Source organism: Candidatus Rickettsia tasmaniensis, from assembly GCF_036857515.1.
Taxonomy (GTDB): domain Bacteria; phylum Pseudomonadota; class Alphaproteobacteria; order Rickettsiales; family Rickettsiaceae; genus Rickettsia; species Rickettsia rickettsii.
This window is the reverse complement of sequence record NZ_JAQCNX010000001.1, coordinates 50,887-74,379: the sequence shown is the minus strand read 5'-3', so window position 1 is coordinate 74,379 and position 23,493 is coordinate 50,887. Positions and strand designations below refer to the sequence as shown.

Below are 23,493 nucleotides of genomic sequence, written 5' to 3'. Positions count from 1 at the left end.
TTATAAAGAAATTTAATATAGACGAAGTTTAATTTGAAAAATTGGCATCGTCGCTTCTCATTGTTGATCCTCATGTAGTATTCTACGCTGCGGTCAAAAATTCCGAGGCTTCTCGCTCTTTTCCAAATTAAACTTCGTCTATATTAAATTTTTATTTACTATGGGACTGTTTATTTTGTTAACAGTTCTATAGAAGTGTTTTTAGAATTTAGAGAGAAAAAATAAAATGATAATGAAATTTTTGGAAGGGTTTTCTTCCGGTATGGCCATAGATCTTGGTACGGCAAATACTATTGTCTATCAAAAAAATTGTGGAATTGTTCTAAGGGAACCTTCTGTTATTGCGTTAATAAAAAAAGACGGTGCTTTTGTGCCTTATGCTTATGGTCATGAAGCAAAAATGATGCTTGGGCGTACTCCTACGGATATTGAAGCAAAAAGACCTTTAAAAGACGGTGTTATTGCCGATTTTAAGGGCGCAGAGGAAATGATAAAGTATTTTATTAGAATGGTGCATAATCGTCGCTCTTTTTTTGGGCCGACAATTGTTATTTGTGTGCCTTCCGGTTCTACGCCGGTTGAGCGTCGTGCTATCCAAGAAGCAGCAGAAAGTGCAGGGGGTAGGGATGTCTATTTAATTGAAGAACCTATGGCGGCAGCGATCGGAGCAGGGCTACCTGTAACGGAAGCGACCGGTTCGATGATTGTTGATATTGGAGGAGGCACTACCGAAGTTGCAGTTTTGTCACTAGGGGGCATAGTATATGCAAGGTCGGTAAGAGTCGGCGGTGATAAGATGGATGAAGCTATTATCTCATATATAAGAAGGCACTATAACCTATTGATAGGTGAGGCTACTGCTGAAAAGATAAAGCAAGAAATAGGTACGGCTTATGTAGATGAAAATGCTGAGCCGAGAAAGATGGAAATTAAAGGACGTGATTTAATTTATGGTATTCCTAAAGAAATGATATTGAACGAAAGACAAATTGCTGATAGTCTCATTGAACCGGTAAGTCAAATTGTTGAAGCGGTAAAAGTAGCACTAGAAGCAACACCTCCTGAATTATCTTCAGATATAGTTGATAAGGGAATTGTTTTAACAGGCGGCGGCTCATTATTACGAAATCTTGATTTTGTTCTTAGTGAAGCCACTAAATTGCCAGTAATAGTTGCAGATGATGCCCTCTCTTGTGTGGCACTTGGAACAGGAAAAGTACTTGAAGATTTTACAAAGCTAAAACATGTACTATTTAAACAGGATTAAAAATGGCAATACTTGCAAATAGAGTAAAAAATTCTTCAAATTCATTAGAATTAATAAGAATAATATCAAATACTCTTAAGCGTTTTTTTGTTATATTTGGGCTTGGATTGTCTGTATATTTATTTTTTACTACATCTAAAAAAATATCTAGTATATCACTTGAAGTAACCGGTAGTATAGTATCAACCGGTTTAGCAGTTTATGAAGATATATTTGAATATATAAATTCAATAACACAAAAATTTGTTTATTTTCAAGATTTGGAACGAAAAAATATAGAACTTAAACTTGAGATAGCAAGATTACAACATTTACAAAGTGAAGTAGAATCGGTAAGAGCCGAAAACATTGCATTAAAAGATTTGTTAACGATTGCTGAGGAAGAAGAATTTGAATATATTACTACTAAATTACTGAGTGTTTCCTTTAATCCCTTTTCTAGAACTGCTTTGATTTCTGCAGGTAAAAAGCAAGGCATTGAACCTGATCAAATCGTTGTTAATTCAGGAAAATTAGTAGGAAAAGTAATAGAAGTGAGTAATAATTATGCTAAAGTAATGTTAATTAGCGATGTTAATTCTAGAATACCTATTAAAGCTAATTCTTCAAGAGAACAAGGTATTTTAGCAGGTAATAATAATAATAGTAAAATTTTATACTTGCCTAACAATCACTTAGTACAGAAAGATGAGGAGATAGTAACCTCTGGACACGGTAATATTTATCCTGCAGGTATTTTAGTGGGCTATGTGTCTAAAGTTACGGAACATGATGTTATGGTAAACGTAGCAGCTGATCTATCTAAAACGGAATTTGTACAAGTATTATTGCCTAAGAAGTAATTTCTGTTTTTTTTGTACTCTATATCATTACCGCAGAATCAGGACTTTGTTGTATGGACCGGTATAATCCCCTGTGTGTTACCCCGTGGCTTGACCACGGGGGCCAAACAACAATAAAAAATACTAATAATTTTAGTATTTTTAACTGGATCCCGTGATCAAGTCGCAGGATGACAGAGGTGAAATTGATCCACGCAACAAAGCTTTTCCGTGTAGGCGGGAATTCAGCAAAATAATTTCAATATTGCTACAGAAGTTATATATTTGATAAAATAACCATATAAAAACTTGTTTTTTATATGGTTTTACTAGATTTTCGCCTACGTGGGAATGACATTGAGTAGGCTTTGCGATCCATGTAACAAGGCTGGTAATACTCAACACACTTTAGTATATATCTATCCTTTATTTATTCAGAGGTTATTAATATGGCACTTGCTACTAAAGTAAAAGAATTTTTAGAAGAAAAATTAAAACAAGAAAAGATAGATCGTAAATATCTTGCCGAAGTCACTAATATCCCTTATACGACTGTTAGCAGAATTATGAGAGCGGAAGCTAATCGTGAATTCAACCCTGAAATAGATACTATTTTAAAAATAGCAAAATATTTTAATTGTACTATGGATGAGGTAATAAAAAGAAAAGTACAGAATAATTCATAAAGCTTGATACAAGCGAATTTTGCATGACTCGCCTGTACTCACGTAGTTTACCTACTGCTTTCGCAGGCTCACATTTAAATTCATCTTGTCTAAATCTTTCTGAAATATGCTGTACCTACGAAATAAAACATAAAATATGACAACAAAAAATAAAAGAGTTCTTCAGAAATTCGCTTATAGAGAGGAATTTAAAGGAGACATGGAACGTAGCACCGCAGCGACGTCTAAATTACCTCTAGAAGTAGAACTTTCGAGGAACTCTAAAGGACTGATTATAATTTTATCTTCCCCTTCAGGTACAGGTAAGTCGAGTTTAGCTAAAGCATTATTGAAAATAGATAATAATTTGCGTTTATCTATTTCGGCAACTACAAGAAAACCACGTTTAGGAGAAGTAGAAGGCATAAACTATTACTTTAAGACCGGTCTAGAGTTTGAAGAATTAGTTAAGCAGAATAAATTCCTTGAATATGCTAAAATATACGATAATTATTACGGTACGCCTAAAGAATATATCGAAATGTTATTAAATCAAGGCTTGGATGTTTTGTTTGATATTGATTGGCAAGGAGCAAGGAGTATTAAGAAAAATGCTACTAATGTTGTTGCTATATTTGTATTGCCTCCTAATATTGAAGTATTGGAACAACGCTTAAGAAATAGAGCGACCGATAATGAAGAAGCAATAAAATTACGTATGCAGTCGGCACAAAACGAAATATCATATGCTAATGAGTATGATTATGTAGTTACTAACGATGACTTTGACCGGACGCTTAAAAAAATACATGCGATTATAGTTGCAGAACGAGAAAAAGCGTTTTGACTTTGTCGTTTTTTCTTTCTATACTGAGAATTAAACATTATGTTTCTAATTTTCATGGTACTAATTTAAATGCTTAGAAAACAATTCCTTTCATCAATAATAAAACATTTTAAAACTCATAAAGTTTGTGCCTTGTTAGGACCAAGGCAGTGCGGAAAAGCTACACTTTCTAAACAATTCGTAGAAGCTTATAATATTCCTAAAACCAATATTTTTGATCTTGAAAATCCTTTAGATTTAGCAAGATTAAATGAACCGATGCTTGCTTTGTCTGATCTAAAAGGATTTGTTATTATTGATGAAATTCAGTATAAACCGAATCTATTCCCTATTTTAAGAGTTCTTGTTGATACAACTGATATTAAATTTTTAGTACTAGGCAGTGCATCAAGAGACTTAATTAAACAAGGTTCTGAAACACTAGCAGGTAGAATAGGTTATATTGAAATGACACCGTTTACCTTATCTGAAGTGTCAGGTACTCAGCAATTATGGATGATACGCGGCGGATTCCCTTTATCATATCTTGCAGGATGATGAAGAGTTAAGTGCTTTATGGCGTCAGAATTACATTAAAACATTTTTAGAAAGAAGATATACCAAATTTAGGTTTTACAATTCTGTTTATGCAGTTACGTAGGTTTTGGTTAATGCTTTGCCATTATCACGCTAATATATTTAATGCTTCAGAACTTGGAAATTCTTTATCTATCTCATATCATACCGCAAAGCATTATTTAGATATTTTAGAGGGAACTTTTATGATCCGTATTTTGCAGCCTTGGTATGAAAACCTTAAAAAAAGACAAGTTAAGACTCCAAAAAAAATCTTTTTTAGAGATAGTGGAATATATCACGCTTTATTAGGCTTAAATAATTATGAATCTTTAAGCACTCATCCTAAAATAGGTGCATCATGGGAAGGATTTGCCTTAGAACAAATTATTAGATATTATAAAGCCGAACCCGAAGAATGTTATTTTTGGTCATCTCATAATGGAACGGAAATAGATCTTTTAATTTTTAAAAATGGAAAACGTTTGGGGTTTGAAATTAAATATACAAATACACCGAGCATTACAAAATCAATGCAAATATCTTTAGAAGATTTAAAACTTGATCAAATTAATGTAATATTTCCAGGTGAGATTAGCTTTAAATTGTCAGAAAAAATACAGGCAATAGGTCTTTCGAGCTGAATTCAAAATGATACAAAAGCTGCAACTATATAGTTACAGCTTTTAGAATGTTACATTATTTCACAACATCCGCTTTTAGAATCTTTACCGGCAAGTTTGGTATCTTTGGAAGCATTATCCACACAATTACCTAAATCTTGATTATATTGGTGGACTTGACTACTCGCTTGCACAGCTTCTTCAAATATTGCGTCATGTTGTTGCTGTTGTTCTTCAAATTGTACTTTTGCAGCTTCTAAAGCTGCTTTTCTTTGTTCAGGAGTTAAATTTTTAAATTTAGACATAATATTACTATTTAGTTAAATTCCTCTCGTTTTATTATTTGTAACTTTAATATTAGGAGTACGAGCAGGAGATAAACTCCCAGTATTAGTATCTTTTACTTGTGTTTGTTCTCTGATTTTATTAGCTAAAGATTTAGTTTTATCCACGTTAATTTTATTTATTACTTTATTATGATGCTCTATATCCTTTACAACGCCGTCTGTCTTAATTGCTTTATGCTGATTTTTGAGAACTACATATTTTTCATATGCATCTAAATATTTTTCTGGTTCTTTTTTATAACGCTCTTTAATATCACTTCCTAATTTCTTTATTTTATCTTTATTTATGTTGTGTTCTTTTTCATGTTTAATAATTTCTTGATCTAATATTTTTTTACTATTTTCAATCTTCTCTACATGTGCCTTATGTATTTTTAGCATTTCTTGGTGAAATTCTAATTCTCCTTTTAATTCTTTAACTTTTTTTGGTGCTAAGCCTTTTTCTTGTAATTGTTGTGATAAATTCGTTATTGTTGTATTTAATTCATTTAATTCTGTATGTGCTTGTTTGTGTTCTTCAGTTATTTTTTTATGGTTTCCATATAATACTTTATGCGCTTGATTTAGTTTAAATATTTCTTCATGAGTTAATATTTCACGATTTAACTCTTCATGATCAATAATGTTTTCCTTTTCCAGTTTATTTATTATCTTATCTAAACGTTTATTACTTTCTTCAATTCTTTTAGTATCTTTAGTAATATTTTTTATACATTCATTATGCAAATTATTAAGTGCAGCAATTCTTTGTGCGATTTCTTTTTCTTCTTCGGCAAGTTTTATTGCTCTTTGTGATTTTAGAAATTCTTCTTCTTGAACCCTAGCTTTCTCAATAGATTGTTCTACTTCATAGTTCTTGATCTTAGTTTCAGCATTCTCTTTTAGATTGGATATGTCAAAATTCAAGCCATATGAAGCTGCTTCGCTTTGTAAACTACTCAATTCTCCTAGAATTGTTTCTATTTGAGAGCGAGAACAAGAATTTTTAAGATGCTCTTTTAAATTATCGAATTTATATTTTAATGTAGCTGTTATATCAGACATACATGCTCATCATCTTTAATATTAATGCCAAGAAACGTTAACAAAAGTTAATAATTAAGTCAAGAAAATTTTAACAAAAATTAATCTTGTATTTCTAGCCATTGATTTAATAACTCGTCTAGTTTCTTTTTATCATTAATTAATTGGCTAGTAATGCAGTTATATTTTTGAGGATTATCTAAATATAGATTAACGTCTTCAAGTTTTTTTTCTAAGTATTTGATGGATATTTCTAGCTTTTCAATATCGTTGGGCAATGTTTCAAGCAAACGCTGATATTTATAAGATAGCTTTTTATTTAGAGGTTCTTTTTGAGAAGTTAGTGGTAGTGCTTTTGAAGCTTTTTTGGCTATAGGAGAGGTAGTAAAATACTGCTTATAATCTTCATAACCTCCTGTTAAATCATGAATTTTACCTTGAGCGAAAACTAAAGTTCTAGTGACTAACCTATCTAAAAAGTCACGATCATGGCTCACGACTATTAAAGTACCTGAATAATCTGCAAGTATATCTAGTAAAATTTCCAGACTATCCATATCGAGGTCATTAGTCGGTTCATCTAAAATTAACAGATTTCCAGGGTTAATTAGAATTTTTGCAAGTAATAATCTATTAGCTTCACCGCCTGATAAAATAGCAGTTTTTGCATTAAGTAGTTTAGGATTAAACATGAATTGTTTTAAATAACCGGCAACATGTATGGTTTTACCGTTTGGCAAAAATACTTGATCACCGCCTGTAGGACATAAAGTTTGTTGTAATGTATGATTAGGCTCTAGTTTTGCTCTATGTTGATCAAAATATGAAATATCTAAATTACTGCCATATATAATTTTGCCGCTTTCAGGGGTAAGCTGTTTTGTTAGTAGTTTGATAAAGGTAGATTTGCCTGAGCCATTTGCACCGATTATACCAATTTTTTCGCCTTTTTTTACACGAAAGCTAAAATTATCAATAATTTTAGTATTTTTATAACTAAAAGTAATATTATCTGCTTCAATAATGAATTTACTTTTAGCTATATTTTCAGCAAGCGCTGCCCTAACTCTTTGTGTTGAACTGGCTAGTTTTGCAGTCTGTTCTTGTGTTATTGCTCTTAAAGCTTTCAAATCCGTAAGTCTCTTTTGATTCCGCTTACGTCTAGCAGTAACACCAGCATTTAACCATTCATTTTCTTGAGATAATTTTTTATTTAATTTCCGAAGAGCGGCTTCTTCTTGGTCTATGATGATTGTTTGCCATTCATCAAAAAATTTAAATCCTTTATCGGATTTATGTAAAATTCCTCTATCAAGCCACCAAATTTTATTAGTAACATTTGAGAGGAATGTTCTATCATGACTAACGCAAATAATAGCACCGTTATAAGATTTAACAAATTCTTCTAACCATTCGATTGTTGCAATATCTAGATGGTTAGTCGGTTCATCAAGTAGTAATATTTCCGGCTCTAATATTAAAGCTTTAGCAAGGCTTGCTCTTCTCAGTTGACCGCCTGAATAGGTGGATAAATTATCTGTTCCGTTGATTTGTAATTTTTCTAGAATTATATCGATTTGGTATTTATCTATTTCTTTTGTACTATCTGTTTGTTGTAAGACAAAATCATAAACAGTTAGATGAGTTTTTATAGAAATATCTTGTCTTAAATAACCGGTTGTAACTAAAGGATCTTGAAATAATTCACCGTTATCTAACTCATAATCACCTGATATGACTTTCATTAAGCTTGATTTCCCGCAGCCGTTACGTCCTATAAGACAAATCTTATCGCCTTTGTACAAATAAAGCTCTAAATCAGATAAAATTACTTTATCCGCAAAACTTAAGTTACCGTCTTTAATGTAATAAATTGGGGTCATAGTTGATTATTGGCTAGTTTTTATGTCATTCCTGCGAAAGCAGGAATCTAGAAAAATAACCTTAATATTGGTACAAAATTACATATTTGATAGAATAAACATATAAAAATAAGTTTTTATATGTTTTACTGGATTCCTGCTTTCGCAGGAATGACTTTAGTTAAAGGTTGGTAGACGAAGTTTAATTTGGAAAAGCACGAGGAGTCCATAAGACGAGGAGCGGAACGTATACTTAATACGTGAGTACCACAGTGCTTATAGGACTTTGTGCCAATTTTTCAAATTAAACGAGTATACTCTTAATCACTAAACTAGCATTAGTACCACCGAATCCGAACGAGTTGGAAAGCACGTAATCTATCTTAGTTTTCTTAGCTTTAAGTGCAACTAAATCTATATTCACCTCATCCATAGGGTTATCTAAGTTTAAGGTTGGCGGTGCAATCTGGTCTCTAATTGCAAGAACTGAAAAGATAAACTCAACACTTCCTGCTGCACCAAGCAAATGTCCTGTTGATGATTTAGTAGAAGACATTAAAACTTTGGGATTCGCTCCTAAAAATAATTTTTGTACGGCTGCTAATTCTATTCCATCACCAAGTATAGTAGAGGTACCGTGTGCATTAATGTAATCAATCATATCGGACGTGATAGTTGCATCTAGCATTGCATCTCTCATCGCTCTATAAGCTCCTCTACCTTCAGGATGTGGAGCTGTCATATGATAGGCGTCACCTGTAGAGCCGTATCCTATAACTTCACCGTAAATTTTAGCCCCTCGATTTAAGGCATGCTCATATTCTTCTAAGACTACAACGCCTGCTCCTTCACCCATAACAAAGCCGTTGCGGTCTTTGTCCCAAGGTCTTGAGGCTTTTTCAGGATTATCGTTATATTTAGTACATAATGCTCTAGCAGCAATGAAACCTGCAACTCCGACAGGTGTAACTGGAGCTTCCGCACCGCCTGCGATCATAACATCGGCATAGCCATGCTTTATCATACGCATAGCATCGCCTATAGCATGTGCCCCTGTAGAGCAAGCTGTTACTGCTGCTTGGTTTGGACCGCTAAAACCGTATTTTATAGAAACAAGACCGGATAAAAGATTAATTAATGAAGCGGGGATAAAGAAAGGACTAACTTTGCCGTTATTTTCTTGATAAAGTTTGATAGAGGTATCTTCGATCATTTTAAGCCCGCCGATTCCTGAACCTAATATCAAGCCGGTTCTATCACGAGATTTTTCATCGTCGGGTAACCAGCCGCTATCTTCAACTGCTTCGGTTACGGCTGCTACTCCGTAATGGATAAATTTATCCATTTTACTTAGTCTATTAATGTCATCTGCTTGTGTGAAATTTTCAAGTTTAAATCCATCTTTCTCAGAGTTATCTATAAGTCCGGCAATTTTACACGCAAGTTTAGAAGTGTCAAATTCTGTAATAGTTTTTATACCGCTTACTCCGTCTACAATATTTTGCCAAGATGAGCTAACATTAAGCCCAACAGGAGTAACAAGTCCAAGTCCGGTAATAACTACTCTTTTATTTACTCTTTGATTCGACATTTTTAATTATCTATTAGGGATTTAATTTATGCAGATTAAGATTGGCGTTCTTTGATATATTTTATAACATCGGATACGGTTTTAATTTTAGTGGCTTCATCATCAGGGATATCAATACCGTATTCAACTTCTATTGCCATCATTAACTCTACGGTATCAAGGCTATCGGCTTTCAAATCTTCTATAAATCTTGAATCCGTAGTTATTATCGATTTATCTTTATTTAGCTTTTCAGCAACCATTTCAATAACTTTCTGTTCGATCTTATCCGTTGTACTCATAATTTTGAACTCCATAAATCATTTAATTTTATATGCCGTATAATAGCGGTTATTCAGCTATTATACTTTATTTTAACTGTATGAATATTTATTTAAAATATTCATCGCATTTTATCTTTAAAAGAACTTCTAGCACAAAAAATTATTTTATGCTAGCACAAAATAATCTTATTAATTTTTATACCATTAACATACCGCCGTTTACATGTATAGTTTGACCGGTAATATATGATGCCTGATCGCTTGCTAAAAATGCGACTGCGTTTGCCACGTCTTCCGGCATACCGTAAGTGCCTAGCGGAATTTTTTGTACTATAGCTTCTCTTTGTTTTTCATTGAGTTTATCGGTCATATCTGATTTAATAAATCCTGGAGCTACTGCATTAACCGTAATTCCTCTGGTTGCAACTTCGTAAGAGAGCGATTTGGTCATACCTATTAAACCGGCTTTAGAAGCACAATAATTAGCCTGCCCGGGGTTACCTGAAATTCCTACTATTGAAGATATGTTAATAATACGTCCATACCTGTTTTGTATCATTTTTTTGATTGCTTCACGATTTAAAATAAAATTTGCTTTTAAATTAATATCAATAACTTTGTCAAAATCTTCATCTTTCATTCTAATTGCTAGCGTATCGCTAGTAATACCGGCATTACATACTAAAATATCTAACTTTGATGCTTTAGATATTAAATTGCTACATTCTTCCTTATCGGCAAGATTACATACTTCTATCGTATAATTATCTTTTACAACATTTCCAAGGGATTTTAATTTTTCCTCATTACTACCGCTAATAATTACATGGCTTCCAAGTTTGTGCAGTAACCTCGCTATAGCTCCGCCTATGCCTCCTGAAGCTCCCGTAATTAAGGAAGTTTTACCTGTTAAATCAATCATTTCCTTCCTCCGTTTGATCAAGATTTATATTAGTAATTTTTGATGATTTTTCACGTATTATTTTCTCAATTTCGTTGGAAATTTGTGGATGTTCTTTTAAATATTGTTTGACGTTTTCACGTCCTTGACCTATGCGTACGTTCTTGTAGGAAAACCAAGAGCCGGATTTCTCAACAATATCAAGCTTAACTCCAAGGTCGATTATCTCGCCTTCTTTTGAAATACCTGAACCGTACATTATATCAAAATCTGCAGTTTTAAATGGAGGAGATACTTTGTTTTTGACTACTTTTACTTTGGTTTGGCTGCCTATTACTTCTTCTTTATCTTTAATGGAGCCGATTCTTCTTATATCGATCCTAACAGAAGCATAGAATTTTAAGGCATTACCGCCTGTTGTAGTTTCAGGACTACCGAACATCACACCTATTTTCATTCTGATTTGATTGATGAAAACAGTAATACAATTGGTGCGATTAATTGATGCGGTAAGCTTACGCAAAGCCTGGCTCATTAACCTTGCTTGAGAAGCCATTTGAGCATCACCCATTTCGCCCTCAATCTCTGATTTTGGTACTAAAGCCGCAACACTATCTATTATTATCATATCAATACCGCTGGAGCGAATTAACGTATCGGCAATTTCTAGGGCTTGTTCACCTGTATCGGGCTGTGAAATAATAAGCTCATCAATATTTACGCCTAATTTTTTAGCATAAGCGGGGTCTAATGCATGCTCGGCATCAATAAAAGCACATGTACCACCTTTTTTTTGAGCTTCTGCAATTAAATGCAATGTTAGAGTGGTTTTACCTGAGCTTTCAGGACCGAAAATCTCGATGATTCTACCTTTGGGAACACCGCCGATTCCAAGAGCTATATCTAGCCCAAGTGAGCCGGTCGATAAGGCCTCTATATCAACATGCGGACGCTGCCCTAGTTTCATTACCGAACCTTTACCGTAGCTTTTTTCAATTTGTGCGAGTGCTGCGGCAATGGCTCTTTCCTTATCTGTATTTGACATAAATTTCCATATTATAAACTTACCAATTAAAATATAAGCTTGAGAAAGAAAAATCAAATTTTATTTATGTTATTGTGCTTGTAAGATTAAATCTTGACTTCCATACTAGGTGATGCTTAGATGTTAAATTTACTTGTGTTATGGTTAATTGATTTGGACTTGCTTACTATGTTACCAACTGAATTAACCTAGGACTATTAACAAAATAAATTTTAAAGCTAATTAAATTACTTGTTAACAGTCCCATAGTTCTCGAAAAAGATAGATTTAGTAAAACCCTTATTAAATAACTTATCACATATGGTATCACAATTTCTGCAAACTGAATATATCGCTAAAGATAATTCATCATCTATATCTTATAAATTTAGATGGCATATTTTAATTATTTTAAGCATTTGCTTACTTTTGGTATCGATGGATGCTACAGTCTTGCATGCTGTTATGCCTACTATAATCCTTGATTTAAAACCATCTAATTTACAACAATTATGGATAATCAATGCATATGCATTAGTATTATCAGGTCTTCTAATTACCGCAGGTGCATTAGGAGATAGATTTAGTCGTAAAAGATTATTACTTTGGGGGCTTTTAGTTTTTTCCATCGCTTCAATGTTAGTTTATGTATTTGATAGCTCATGGGGATTAGTATTATGTCGTGCTTTACTTGGGTTAGGAGGATCAGTGATGATGCCTTCCACTTTATAATACACATGAACGTATGATCACAATATCCGTGTGGGGAATAATGGCAACCGTAGGAGCAGCTATAGGACCAGTACTAGGAAGGAGTATTGGTTGAGCTTTTAAGTTGGCAATTTGCATTTTTTATAAATGCACCTATTGCATTAGTAATTATTGCTTTTGGCATAGTTTGGATTCCTGAATCATCTAATCCTAGTAATGAACCATGGGATTGGATAGGAGTATTTCAATCGTTTTTTGGGATGGCAGCTTTAGTTCAAGGCATTAAGATGTTGGCTAAATACGGTATTATGAATCTAGCATCCGGCGGAATGCTATTAATTGGCATTGTGTTACTAATAATATTTACCTTACGCCAACTTAAAAGTGATGATCCGTTAGTGGATATGCGTTTATTCTTAATTAGCAATTTTAGTATAGGAGTAATAGTTTATTTGCTGATTACGTGTGTCTTAGGATCCATAATGTATCTTATGTCCTTATGGTTACAGTTTATCAAAGGGTTAAGTCCTTTGTATGCAGGTCTTTATCTGTTGCCTGCAGCAGTTTTTGCTTTAATTGCATCTTTAGTTATGCCACATATTTACTCACACGATTTATCGCACGTGTAATAATGTTTAGTGGGCTTATCTTTCTATATCATTGATTTTACCTAGTATATTAGACTATAGAGATTTATTATCGAATACTAATTGTATATCTTGGATTGCTTGGCATAGGAAGTAGTCTATGCCTCTCTACCACCGTAACAGTTATGATGAATGCAGTATCGGCAGTGAGATCCGGAGGTGTAGCAGCATTACAAGAAACAGCATATGAATTAGGTAATGTATTAGGTATAGCTGTTATTGTGAGTATTACGTCTTTTATATATAGTAACAATCTAGTAATCCCTCACGGTGTTTCTGTATCAATGTCAGAAATAGCTCATGACTCAATCGGTGAAGGAATAATTATTGCTCAACAACTACCACCTTCATTTGCTCACGAATTAATTAAGGAGGTTAATATTACTTTTATAAATGCATTTAATATAGTAGGTATTATTCTAGGAATAATCATGCTAATATTGGCGGGTGTGATTATGTATGTTCTTCCTCCTTTTAAAGCATCTACCTCTCTACATTAATATGATGAAACTGGTATAGAAACCTTACCGTCTTTTGCTATTTTTGCACTATTTACCATAATGGTTAATAATGATCTTAGTGCTTATTTTTATAGTAGGTAGTTAATAAAATGAGATGATGATACTTTCAAGGCTATAAATCATTACTAAATATTTTTTCTAATTCTGCTAAGCGTTGTTCTATTCTTTCGATATTGCTTTTTGTTATAGGTCTTTCTAGTAAATCTGCTATCTCGGCTCTTAGATTTTTTTATTTTCATTTAAAATAAATTCTATGACGAATCTTGAGATGGTTTTAGTATTTTAGTCAGACATATTTGTTCCCGATTGATTAAACTTAAACTGCTCAAGTTTCAATCACCGAAGAGAAATAAACTCTTGGTGGTCGGGGGAGTAAGAAAACCATCAACGATAGCCATAATAGCCTTTAGGTTCTAAGCTTAAGCTTTAAACCTTAGACACAACTATTATAACCCCGACCGTGAAGTCGAGGATTGCATCAGTTTTGTGAGAAATGTTCTCACTTTTGGCAGAGGTTTCGACACCCCGAAATAGCACTTTGCTACTCTAAGCATCATTTTATATATAACTTTCAAAAGGTCAATGATGGTTTGTGATGGTACTAACAATGTTCTATGCTTCTATACCTGAGGAGTCATATGGTGATGATACATCGGCTAATAACGGTGTTTTGCAATTTTGATAGTCAATATCTGCGTAATGAGGGTTAAATATCTCAAATATTTCTGTAATGCTTTGTTTATATCCTTCAGACTTGGGATTTGCTGTTCGTACAATTGTTATTAAGCGTGCAAAGTTGCTGATAGTCTTAAAACTATCATCACCGCCAAGACTCTTACATATTTCATGCAATATTCCGCTTGCAGAATCTAAGTTTATTGCTATAGCGGATGGGGAATGTAATTTTACAATTTCATTATTTAAATTAGTTAGTGGTAGTATTGAGAATTCATATTCCTTAATAGATTTTGCTAGTTTTATAATATCATGTAAATTATTAATTTTTATAACTTCATCTAATATAACTGCATTATTCTTAAAATTTTCATATAGTAGTGCTACAAATGCTAATTCTTTATTCTTCGTTACTAAATCTAAATTTTCATTTTTTATATTTCTTCCCTTATACCAATCCCATCCATATTTAATGCAATACCCTAAGATAGTACCTACAGCTAATGTGCCTAATGCTACTTCAGCTATATAAGCACCGCTATATCCACCGTCATTTGTATCATCGTTAGGTCTTTCTGTAGTAGGGTCAGTGTAAGCTTTACCGAGTTGATCTAAAATATCTTTACCTATTTCTGTAGGAGAGACATTATCTAAAGAGAGACCTAAGTGATTTAGAGTATTTTCAAGAGTATTTATAAACGATTCACGAGGGATTAAAGTTTCTTTATAAGCGTTATAGTTTTGTAAAGCACGTATAGCTTCTTCTTTAGTGCATTCATTTAAACCTAAGAAATCAGCTCCGCTAGTTTCGGTAATATTGCCTTGAGAGAACATATAATCATTCGTTACTTTATAAAGTTGACCAAGAATACTAGCCGTACCGTTTTGATGAGGTGTTACGGCTTGTTGTAAAAGTATATGAGGATTATTTTCAGCATCGATAAAAATATTATTTATTGGAGTATTTAAACCATTGTTGCACTCTTGGTGTAGTATTGAAAAATCATTTGGGGACTCATTGAAAGATTGTTCAATGTTTTTCCAATTACACTGTATATTATCCACTATATAACCTTTTTTAAAAGCTCCTTCAACAGTACTATATACTGATGAAAATATAGTACCGCTTAATTTATGAATGATGTGGCTTACATTACCCAGTAAACTGCTTACTATTTCATTTCCAAATATAGGCATAACGCATTTAAAATTTATATTTAATATAGATGTCATAATATTACTCCTTATAATTAATAAAACGTGCTTTCTAAAGTATGTTAATGTTTTTGTCAAGATAAAGTTAAAATAAATTAATATATGTATGGAAAGATTTGAGAAAGATGATTGTTATGCTGTAATGTTTCGTTTTTTTGTCATTGCGAGGAGAGGCAAAGCCTCGACATGGCAATCTCAGGCATTTTGTACTAGACTAGACTTTTTGCATAACCTATCTTATAAAGAGGAATTTACAGGAAACGGATGCGAGTACCGGATTGACGTACAAATTATCTTTAGAAGGAGGTTATGCAAGAAATCTACTGTTTCATGAGGTTGCCACGCTCCTTACAGTCGCTCGTAATGACGATTTGGTGTCTATGCAATAATACCTTGCGGGAATGACATAGAACGAGCTATACAATATTACTTACCTATGCAGAAATTTTTAAAGATCTCGTCTAGTATTTCTTCTACGTTGATAACACCTGTAATTGCACCGATGCAGCGTGCCGTCATTCTAATATCTTCAGTTGCTAGAACTAAATCATTATCTAAGCTAAAAGCCGTTAAATGTGCGAGAGCTTGTTGTAAATAGTTACGATGACGCTGATTTGTTATATAAGGAGTTTCGGTAAATCCTGCCATGTTTCCGGCAATATTTTCAATATTTTTTAATATACTTGAAAGAGCAATATTATTTTTTACTGAAACTCTTAAGCATTTATATTTATTTTCAATAGAAAAGATTTTACTAGCTTCGATTAAATCAATTTTATTAATTATTGTGATAGTATTTTCATCAATTAAATTAATAATATCTTCATTTATAGAGGAGTCTAATTTTTCGGCATCAAACATTATAATTTTAATATCTGCTGTTTTAGCTGAATTTATAGCTCGTTTTATACCTTCCTGCTCGATAATGTCACTACTTTCTTCTCTTATACCTGCTGTATCCTGTAAAATAATAGGATAGCCGCCAATGTCTAAATATCCCTCAATTATATCTCTAGTAGTTCCTGCAATATTTGAGACAATCGCTATATCTCTCTGCATTAAGAAGTTTAGTAAGCTAGACTTACCAACGTTTGGCGGACCGATAATTGCAAGCTTAAGACCACTTCGTAGTAATTCTCCTTTTCTGTTATCATTAAGATATTCCGATATTGTATTTACAAGAATTGTATGAGTATTAGTAACTTCATTAAGGACGGTATCAGGTATATCTTCATCCGGGAAATCTATATAAGCTTCAAGCAGAGAGATAATTTTTAAAAGCTGACTACGCCAATTATTATATAATTCTTCAAGTTTGCCGCTTGCTTGTCTAATTGCTTGCTTATGCTGCATTATAGTTTCGGCATTAATTAAATCGGCTATCCCCTCTGCTGCCGTTAAATCAAATTTGTTATTTAAAAAAGCTCTTTTGGTAAACTCTCCTGCTTCTGCCAAACGAATACCAGCTATATTTAATAATGCATTTGTCAGCATTATAGATATAGCTTTACTGCCATGCGTGTGAATTTCGACTACGTCTTCCCCGGTAAAGCTACCAGGTGACTTAAAATAAACAACCATAACATTATCGATTAGCTCCTTAGTTTCAGGGACTGTAATTTGTTGATAATACATTAATCTCGATTTAAAGTCCTTTCTACCGGTAAGTAGCTGTAAAACTTCTAAACTTTTAGGACCAGAAATCCTAAAAACCGCTACGCCTGCTTTACCGAATGCAGAGCTTTGTGCAAATATCGTTTCCACTTATTTTCTATGCCTCTTGCTTAAGTTATTTTATATAATATAATAACAACAGAAATAATCATATTATTATTACTTAAGAAAATCATGACCCCAAAAACAACCTCTTTGAACTTTAGCCGTTTAAATTGTCAAATCCCGAATTATAAAACTAAAATTCTAGAACTTAGCAAGGAACGTGAGTCAAGTTCCATATATATAGATTTTGTTCAAAAGTTTTTAAATTATATTCCGATAGATTATGATTTTGAGAATAGAGCAAAATTATTCCAAAATTTTGCAGATGAAGCCTTTAAGTTTTTTAAGCAAAGGATAGCAAGAGCAAGAAAAATAGCAATAACAAAGGCAGTTATCGAAAATGATCCGGCAATAAATGTCTTGATATTACTTGATAATAAGCCGCATGTTGTTGATTTTATCATATGTCTGCTTAAAAACATGAATTTGCAAACTAAGTTTTTACTCCATCCGGTAATAAACTGTGTCCGAAATAGTAAAGGAGAGTTAGAAAAAATATTAGAAAATTCTGTGTCGGATGAAAAATCAGAATCAATACTACATTTAACCATTTTAGGAAATTTTGATGATAAAACTACTACATTTTTAACCGAGGCTATAAATGAAAGATTAGAAAAGTTAGAGCAAAGCTATAGCCATTTACCGCAATTACTCACAAAATTACAAGATTTATCTAAAAATATAATTGATAATTATAAATTAAATTTTAAAGAGGCTAAAGAATTCTTAAATTGGTTACAAAACGATAATTTGGTTTTATTAGGGACTCTTGATTTTGAAGTAAAATCTTTAAAATTAAGCAATGAAATAGGAGCAGCAAAAATATGGCAAGAAGTAAAAGACGAGATTGATGATATTATAAAATGTTCTGCTAATCCTTTATATCAAAATCAATTAATAATACTCGGTAAAATAAATAGTGCGTCGCTTATCCATTCAGATAATTTAATCGACTATATCTTAGTGAAAAAATTTGACTCTTCGGGTGAATATATTTCGGGAAGTATAATTTTCGGTATATATAATTCAAATATGTATTACCATTCAATAAGTAATATTCCAATCCTACGACAAAAATTTAATTTTGTAATTGAGAAAGCCGGTTTTGCATTATCTGGTTATAATGCTGATAAGTTAAGAATTTTAATGGAGTCGTTACCGAGAGAAGCTTTAATACAAATTGATCAAGGCGATTTATATTGTATGTGTTTACATATGCTCTCAAGTATGATGAGTAAGAAGCTTAAATTATTTATTCAATATGATTGGTCTAGTTCTTTTCTTAATATCATAATTTTTCTGCCACGAGAACGTTTAACGGCTGAAATGCATAATATGATAGATTGTTATTTAGCAGAAAAATTCGGTAGTAAAATTTTATCCAACTATATCACCGAAGTAGCCGGTAATTTTTCTTATCTTTTTGTAACGCTTGAAGCACAAGGGGAACATAAAATAAATTTTGAAGCAGAAATAATACAGCAAGATTTAGATCGTATCTCTACACGTTGGAGTGAAGATTTTTATTTTAAGTTTTCTAAAAAATTCGGTGAATATCAAGCAGGTATTAATTTAAAGCTTTTTGATAATGTTTTTTCGGCAGATTATCGGCAAAAATTTTCTCCGGAAATAGCTTTAGTAGATATTGAATATCTAACGGAAGCAAGTAAGTCACAAAAATATATGTTTAATCTAGTTTCTGTAAATGAAACGGAATTTTACTTAAAAATATATAGTCCAAAAGTAAAACTTGCACTTTCTAACATATTGCCGCCAATAGAAAATTTAGGTTTTAAAGCAATTGATGAACAAACTTTTGCAATTAAGGAGGCTCTCGCAATCAAAGAAAGCTGGATATATAATTTTATCTTAACTTCTATTGTACCTGTAAAGGATAATATTACCGAATTAAAAATAAATGTTGAAGAAGCTTTAGACAAAATGGCACTTGGGATGCTTGCTAATGATTCTTTAAGTAAATTAATAGTGCTTGCCGGTTTTAATTGGAAGCAAGTTAAACTCGTCAAAGCTTTAACAAGATATTTACATCAAACGGGATTTAGTTACGGTAAAGGCTATGTACAGTTAACATTACTTAAACATCCCGAATATACAAAAATGTTGGTAAATCTATTTGATATAAAATTTAATCCTAAACATTTGGATAATAATTGTGACGTAATTAAAGACAAACTAAATAATTACTTAGTAACCGTTGAGATGAGTAGTGAAGATAAAGTACTACGTAATATGCTTGGTATAGTTAATGCTATTACTAGAACAAATTACTATCAACCACATAAACATATTTTTTCATTTAAGTTTGATTCTTCAAAAGTACCGGATTTACCTAAACCTGTTCCGTTTGCCGAAGCATTTGTTTATTCTAGAAATTTTGAAGCTGTTCATTTAAGAGGCGGTCCCGTATCACGCGGAGGGCTTAGATGGTCGGATAGAGCAGAAGATTATAGGCTTGAGGTCCTTGGGCTTATGAAAGCACAAATGACTAAGAATTCCGTTATTGTCCCTGTCGGTTCTAAAGGCGGCTTTTATGTTCATTTTACTGAGGAAGGGCTTACTCGTGATGAATATATGGAAAAAGTGGTAGAATGCTATAAGAATTTCCTTAGAGGTTTATTAGACATAACTGATAATATCATTGACGGTAAAGTAGTACATCCAAACGACGTTATTATTTATGATAAAGAAGATCCTTATTTAGTGGTTGCTGCCGATAAAGGTACAGCCTCATTTTCGGATTATGCTAATAGTGTGGCAAGAGAATATAATTACTGGCTTGATGATGCTTTTGCTTCCGGTGGTTCTGCAGGTTATGATCATAAAAAAATGGCTATTACTTCCAAAGGAGCTTGGATTTCCGTAACTAATCACTTTAAAACTTTAGGGTTAGATGTCCAAAAAGACCCTATTACCGTCGTAGGTATAGGAGATATGTCGGGAGATGTGTTCGGTAACGGTATGCTCAGATCAGAGGCTATTAAGTTAGTTGCTGCCTTTAATCATAAACATATATTTATTGATCCTACTCCTGATCCTTTATCAAGTTTTAATGAGCGTTTGCGTTTATTTAATTTAAAGGGTTCTAATTGGTCTGATTATGATTCTAAGCTTATTTCTAAAGGAGGCAAAGTATTTGAACGCAGTAGTAAATTAATAAAATTATCACCGGAAATTAAAAAATTACTTGATATAAATGATAATGAATTATCACCGGAAGAATTAATTAAAGCTATTTTAAAAGCAGATGTTGATTTATTGTGGAATGGCGGAATAGGCACTTATATCAAAGCTAAAACGGAAAATAATTTAGAAATCGGTGATAAAGCAAATGATAACCTTAGATGTGACGGTGAAGAAATTAGAGCAAAAGTTATAGCAGAAGGCGGTAATGTTGGGGTATCACAGAGAGGTAGAGTTGAATATGCTAAAAAAGGCGGGCGCATAAATGCTGACTTTATTGATAATTCAGCAGGTGTTGATTGCTCCGATCATGAGGTAAATATCAAGATTGCTTTAAGTAGTGCGATAACCTCAGGAAAAATTACTTTAGAAGAACGTAATAAACTTCTAAACGATATGACAAAGCAAGTTGAAGAGTTAGTATTACTTGATAATTATAAGCAAACCGAAGCAATAACAATTATGCAACTATCTCCTACTTTAACTGTTAATATACTTAGTCAATTTATAGATATTTTAGAAGAAGAAAAAGTATTAGAGCGGGGAAATGAATTCTTGCCTAGTGCAGAAGAATTGAATAACAGAGCTATTAGCGGTGAAGTATTAACGCGTCCTGAGCTTTGCATATTGCTATCATATAGTAAGAGATCTGCTTATCATGAGTTAATTAATTCTACTTTTTCCCATGATAAATATTTTGATGCATATCTTATAGATTATTTCCCTGAAATGATGCAAAAAAAGTTTCGTAATGAAATTTTATCTCATCCACTTAAACATGAGATTATTAAAACCGTTACTATAAATAAAATAATGAATCAGCTTGGAGGACCGCTTATTAGTATTGTAAAGCGTGAGATTGGGGCTCCTCTTTGTGATATAATAAGGTCATATACCATTATTTGTGAAATTTTTGATCTTGATGATATATGGGAAACGCTAAGTAAGCTACCTACTAATATTGATTACAATGTAAAAATCGACATGTTTACCGAAATAACGAAATTAATGCGTCGAGGTATTTCGTGGTTTATTAAAAATTTAAAACATCCTATTAATATTAGTGAAACTATAGAAGAGTTTAGAGTTCCTGCACAAAACTTAAGAAAAACGGTAGATACTTTATTAGTCGGAGAAACTAAAATAAGATTTGAAGAAAAATTAAATCATTATACCACTAGCGGGGTAGAGGAATCATTGGCTGCTACTATTGCTACATTTGACAATTTAATTTCAGTATTTGACATTATATATGTAACAAAACAGACTTCAGGGAATAATAAAGAGATAGCAAAAGCTTATTTTGTTATAAGTGATATGTTTAGTCTTGATTGGTTACGTAAAGCTTGTGATAGGCAATTGAACGATTCATTTTGGCGTCGCTTAGGTATTCAATCGCTAAAAGATGATTTATATGACAAACAACGTAGATTATTAATAAAAATAATTAATAAATCTAAAACAACTATTGATTTAGATTTATGGATTGATAATAATAATAACTTAGTTAGAAATGTTCTTGATTTTATTAAAGAAATTAAAGCTCAAGAAACTATAGACTTAAATATAATTATTTTAGCAAACAAGAAATTTGAAATTTTCTTACAAAAACTTGAGTAAATTATGTCGTCAATGCTTAAGCAAATTAGGTTAGATTCAGGTAAAACTTTAAATCAGGTATCTAGTGATTTAAAAATTAGAAAAAAATATTTAGTAGCTTTAGAAGAGGGTGATTTTGATGTTTTACCGGGAGAAGTATACGTAAGAGGTTACTTAAAATTATACTTGGATTATCTTAATGTAAAAGATAGAAATGCAGAGCAGATAGAAGCTACTAAACAGGACGAAACCGAAAAATTATTAAATAATAAAAGAGCTACGGTATTGATAAATTATAAACGTAAAAAACAATTAGTACTTATATCTATTATAATGTTATCAATTATTATTGTAAGTCATCCATTCATAATTAACGCTTAAACGAAAATGGATAATGAAATATTAGACTGCTTACAGAACGAAGCTAATAAAGAGGCATTTGAAGGAGACACGGAACGCGGCGCCGCAGCGTACATAGACGTACGTGAGGATGCAAGTACAGGATCGACGTACAAATTACCTTTAGAAGCAAGTTATGTAAGCAGTCTAAAGAAATTAATGGAAGAAGTAGAACATAAACTCGATGATTTGTTGAGTATGCTTGTAAATAATCAAAATGAAGTTCAAAAATTACAAAATGAAAATAAAGCATTAAAAGATAATTATATAACAATGCTAGATCAAATTAACATTTATATTAATGAACTTGAAGAAATAAAAAAACAGCAAAAATAATTATGTCAATTGTTACGGTAACATTAAATAACAAGAGTTTTCAATTATATTGTAATAATGGAGATGAGGAAGAATTACTATCTTTAGCGAATAAATTGAATGAGAAAATAGCGGAAATTAAACTTGGTAGTCCCACAGCCTCTTTTGAGCTATTATTAGTTATGGCATCACTTAATGCGCAAGCTGAAATAGCTAGTCTAACAGAAAAACTTAATAAAAACGGTCTTCAAAAAAATCATCCCGACGAAGAAAAATTCGCAGAAACCTTAACTACTATAGCAGGTTACCTAGAAAACCTTGCACGTAAAATGGGAAAGTGATATATTAGCTCTTGGCTGCTTGGTTTGTGAGCTTAATATTAACCTAGGACTACCAATAACTTTTAGGATATCGTCCCTGTCTAATACTAATTCAGTTTAGATATATGAAGTCCACCTTTACATAGAGGTCTTTGAAGGATTTTAAGTAACGGCCAAAGCGGTCATGTATACTCGTTTAATTTGAAAAATTGGCTATGTTGTCTTTTGCTGATAATCCTCACGTACTAGTATGTACGCTGCGGTTATCAGCTTCAAGACGCCTTACTCTTGTCCAAATTAAACTTCGTCTACCTACTTTTCG

Annotated in this window: 20 protein-coding genes, 1 other RNA gene and 2 pseudogenes; 13 read left to right on the top strand and 10 right to left on the bottom strand. The window is 32.4% G+C overall.

Annotated features, from left to right (window positions below):
• Positions 1-226: 226 nt before the first annotated feature.
• The 3 genes from O6R16_RS00475 (at position 227) to O6R16_RS00465 (ending at position 2,774) form a co-directional block, all read left to right on the top strand.
• Entirely contained in the window at positions 227-1,267 is a 1,041-nt protein-coding gene (locus tag O6R16_RS00475; protein ID WP_010977764.1) for a rod shape-determining protein, read from the top strand.
• Between the two features lie 2 nt (positions 1,268-1,269).
• Entirely contained in the window at positions 1,270-2,109 is an 840-nt protein-coding gene (gene mreC, locus O6R16_RS00470) for a rod shape-determining protein MreC (RefSeq protein WP_499679549.1), read from the top strand.
• A 428-nt stretch (positions 2,110-2,537) separates the two neighbouring features.
• Positions 2,538-2,774, top strand: a complete 237-nt coding sequence (locus tag O6R16_RS00465) for a helix-turn-helix domain-containing protein (protein WP_004997409.1) — start codon at positions 2,538-2,540, stop codon at positions 2,772-2,774.
• On the opposite strand, the pseudogene O6R16_RS00460 reads toward O6R16_RS00465, so the two are convergent.
• Positions 2,758-2,880 (bottom strand): annotated as a pseudogene (locus O6R16_RS00460) (palindromic element RPE3 domain-containing protein); the annotation flags it as partial. The gene O6R16_RS00465 and the pseudogene O6R16_RS00460 sit on opposite strands and share 17 nt — an antisense overlap.
• A gap of 30 nt (positions 2,881-2,910) precedes the next feature.
• On the opposite strand from O6R16_RS00460, the gene gmk reads away from it, so the two are divergent.
• Positions 2,911-3,600 carry a guanylate kinase gene (gene gmk / locus O6R16_RS00455; RefSeq protein WP_499679548.1) on the top strand — a complete coding sequence of 230 codons (690 nt, stop codon included), beginning with the start codon at positions 2,911-2,913 and terminating at the stop codon, positions 3,598-3,600.
• A gap of 69 nt (positions 3,601-3,669) precedes the next feature.
• Positions 3,670-4,799: pseudogene (locus O6R16_RS00450) on the top strand (ATP-binding protein).
• Between the two features lie 50 nt (positions 4,800-4,849).
• Here O6R16_RS00450 and O6R16_RS00445 read toward each other — a convergent pair.
• The 7 genes from O6R16_RS00445 to recA form a co-directional block, all read right to left on the bottom strand.
• Positions 4,850-5,083: a hypothetical protein gene (locus tag O6R16_RS00445; RefSeq protein WP_499679547.1), complete on the bottom strand. Its 234-nt coding sequence runs from the start codon at positions 5,081-5,083 to the stop codon at positions 4,850-4,852.
• 15 nt (positions 5,084-5,098) lie between these two features.
• Entirely contained in the window at positions 5,099-6,169 is a 1,071-nt protein-coding gene (gene roaM / locus O6R16_RS00440; protein ID WP_499679546.1) for an actin-based motility regulator RoaM, read from the bottom strand.
• Positions 6,170-6,249: 80 nt separating this feature from the next.
• The gene (locus O6R16_RS00435) at positions 6,250-8,031 is read right to left on the bottom strand and encodes an ABC-F family ATP-binding cassette domain-containing protein (protein ID WP_499679545.1); all 1,782 of its coding nucleotides are present in this window, start codon (positions 8,029-8,031) and stop codon (positions 6,250-6,252) included.
• Positions 8,032-8,314: 283 nt separating this feature from the next.
• A complete protein-coding gene (gene fabF, locus O6R16_RS00430) occupies positions 8,315-9,601 on the bottom strand; it encodes a beta-ketoacyl-ACP synthase II (protein ID WP_499679544.1) in 1,287 nt (428 codons plus the stop codon).
• A gap of 35 nt (positions 9,602-9,636) precedes the next feature.
• Positions 9,637-9,897, bottom strand: a complete 261-nt coding sequence (acpP, locus tag O6R16_RS00425; protein ID WP_008579292.1) for an acyl carrier protein — start codon at positions 9,895-9,897, stop codon at positions 9,637-9,639.
• A 163-nt stretch (positions 9,898-10,060) separates the two neighbouring features.
• The gene (fabG, locus tag O6R16_RS00420; protein WP_499679543.1) at positions 10,061-10,786 is read right to left on the bottom strand and encodes a 3-oxoacyl-ACP reductase FabG; all 726 of its coding nucleotides are present in this window, start codon (positions 10,784-10,786) and stop codon (positions 10,061-10,063) included.
• A complete protein-coding gene (gene recA, locus O6R16_RS00415) occupies positions 10,779-11,810 on the bottom strand; it encodes a recombinase RecA (RefSeq protein WP_499679542.1) in 1,032 nt (343 codons plus the stop codon). Before recA ends, fabG begins: the two co-directional genes overlap by 8 nt.
• A gap of 300 nt (positions 11,811-12,110) precedes the next feature.
• Here recA and O6R16_RS00410 point away from each other — a divergent pair, with 300 nt between their 5' ends.
• From O6R16_RS00410 to O6R16_RS00400, 3 genes are all read left to right on the top strand, one after another.
• Entirely contained in the window at positions 12,111-12,521 is a 411-nt protein-coding gene (locus tag O6R16_RS00410; RefSeq protein WP_499679541.1) for an MFS transporter, read from the top strand.
• A gap of 86 nt (positions 12,522-12,607) precedes the next feature.
• A complete protein-coding gene (locus O6R16_RS00405) occupies positions 12,608-13,129 on the top strand; it encodes a hypothetical protein (protein WP_499679540.1) in 522 nt (173 codons plus the stop codon).
• Between the two features lie 143 nt (positions 13,130-13,272).
• Complete coding sequence (locus tag O6R16_RS00400) at positions 13,273-13,647, top strand: hypothetical protein (protein WP_499679539.1); 375 nt, start codon at positions 13,273-13,275, stop codon at positions 13,645-13,647.
• A gap of 633 nt (positions 13,648-14,280) precedes the next feature.
• Here the strand turns inward: O6R16_RS00400 and O6R16_RS00395 are convergent.
• Positions 14,281-15,576 carry a DUF5460 family protein gene (locus O6R16_RS00395; protein WP_499679538.1) on the bottom strand — a complete coding sequence of 432 codons (1,296 nt, stop codon included), beginning with the start codon at positions 15,574-15,576 and terminating at the stop codon, positions 14,281-14,283.
• Positions 15,577-15,984: 408 nt separating this feature from the next.
• Positions 15,985-17,322 carry a tRNA uridine-5-carboxymethylaminomethyl(34) synthesis GTPase MnmE gene (mnmE, locus tag O6R16_RS00390; protein WP_499679537.1) on the bottom strand — a complete coding sequence of 446 codons (1,338 nt, stop codon included), beginning with the start codon at positions 17,320-17,322 and terminating at the stop codon, positions 15,985-15,987.
• A gap of 84 nt (positions 17,323-17,406) precedes the next feature.
• Between mnmE and O6R16_RS00385 the strand changes: the two genes are divergently transcribed.
• From O6R16_RS00385 to ssrS, 5 genes are all read left to right on the top strand, one after another.
• A complete protein-coding gene (locus tag O6R16_RS00385; RefSeq protein ID WP_499679536.1) occupies positions 17,407-22,158 on the top strand; it encodes an NAD-glutamate dehydrogenase in 4,752 nt (1,583 codons plus the stop codon).
• 3 nt (positions 22,159-22,161) lie between these two features.
• A complete protein-coding gene (locus tag O6R16_RS00380) occupies positions 22,162-22,518 on the top strand; it encodes a helix-turn-helix domain-containing protein (RefSeq protein WP_499679535.1) in 357 nt (118 codons plus the stop codon).
• A gap of 6 nt (positions 22,519-22,524) precedes the next feature.
• Entirely contained in the window at positions 22,525-22,872 is a 348-nt protein-coding gene (locus tag O6R16_RS00375) for a palindromic element RPE1 domain-containing protein (RefSeq protein WP_499679534.1), read from the top strand.
• A gap of 2 nt (positions 22,873-22,874) precedes the next feature.
• On the top strand, positions 22,875-23,192 hold the full coding sequence (locus O6R16_RS00370) for a cell division protein ZapA (RefSeq protein WP_499679533.1): 318 nt from the start codon (positions 22,875-22,877) through the stop codon (positions 23,190-23,192).
• Between the two features lie 9 nt (positions 23,193-23,201).
• Positions 23,202-23,360, top strand: a non-coding RNA gene (gene ssrS, locus O6R16_RS00365) — 6S RNA.
• Positions 23,361-23,493: the final 133 nt, after the last annotated feature.

Bases quoted from the DNA above. Each gene is read 5' to 3' on its own strand.
- O6R16_RS00435 (WP_499679545.1), bottom strand. From the start codon at position 8,031: ATGACCCCAATTTATTACATTAAAGACGGTAACTTAAGTTTTGCGGAT.
- roaM (WP_499679546.1), bottom strand. From the start codon at position 6,169: ATGTCTGATATAACAGCTACATTAAAATATAAATTCGATAATTTAAAA.
- O6R16_RS00380 (WP_499679535.1), top strand. From the start codon at position 22,162: ATGTCGTCAATGCTTAAGCAAATTAGGTTAGATTCAGGTAAAACTTTA.
- O6R16_RS00385 (WP_499679536.1), top strand. From the start codon at position 17,407: ATGACCCCAAAAACAACCTCTTTGAACTTTAGCCGTTTAAATTGTCAA.
- O6R16_RS00465 (WP_004997409.1), top strand. From the start codon at position 2,538: ATGGCACTTGCTACTAAAGTAAAAGAATTTTTAGAAGAAAAATTAAAA.
- fabF (WP_499679544.1), bottom strand. From the start codon at position 9,601: ATGTCGAATCAAAGAGTAAATAAAAGAGTAGTTATTACCGGACTTGGA.
- mreC (WP_499679549.1), top strand. From the start codon at position 1,270: ATGGCAATACTTGCAAATAGAGTAAAAAATTCTTCAAATTCATTAGAA.
- O6R16_RS00370 (WP_499679533.1), top strand. From the start codon at position 22,875: ATGTCAATTGTTACGGTAACATTAAATAACAAGAGTTTTCAATTATAT.
- fabG (WP_499679543.1), bottom strand. From the start codon at position 10,786: ATGATTGATTTAACAGGTAAAACTTCCTTAATTACGGGAGCTTCAGGA.
- gmk (WP_499679548.1), top strand. From the start codon at position 2,911: ATGACAACAAAAAATAAAAGAGTTCTTCAGAAATTCGCTTATAGAGAG.
- O6R16_RS00475 (WP_010977764.1), top strand. From the start codon at position 227: ATGATAATGAAATTTTTGGAAGGGTTTTCTTCCGGTATGGCCATAGAT.
- O6R16_RS00400 (WP_499679539.1), top strand. From the start codon at position 13,273: ATGATGAATGCAGTATCGGCAGTGAGATCCGGAGGTGTAGCAGCATTA.
- recA (WP_499679542.1), bottom strand. From the start codon at position 11,810: ATGTCAAATACAGATAAGGAAAGAGCCATTGCCGCAGCACTCGCACAA.
- O6R16_RS00375 (WP_499679534.1), top strand. From the start codon at position 22,525: ATGGATAATGAAATATTAGACTGCTTACAGAACGAAGCTAATAAAGAG.
- acpP (WP_008579292.1), bottom strand. From the start codon at position 9,897: ATGGAGTTCAAAATTATGAGTACAACGGATAAGATCGAACAGAAAGTT.
- O6R16_RS00410 (WP_499679541.1), top strand. From the start codon at position 12,111: ATGGTATCACAATTTCTGCAAACTGAATATATCGCTAAAGATAATTCA.
- O6R16_RS00395 (WP_499679538.1), bottom strand. From the start codon at position 15,576: ATGACATCTATATTAAATATAAATTTTAAATGCGTTATGCCTATATTT.
- O6R16_RS00445 (WP_499679547.1), bottom strand. From the start codon at position 5,083: ATGTCTAAATTTAAAAATTTAACTCCTGAACAAAGAAAAGCAGCTTTA.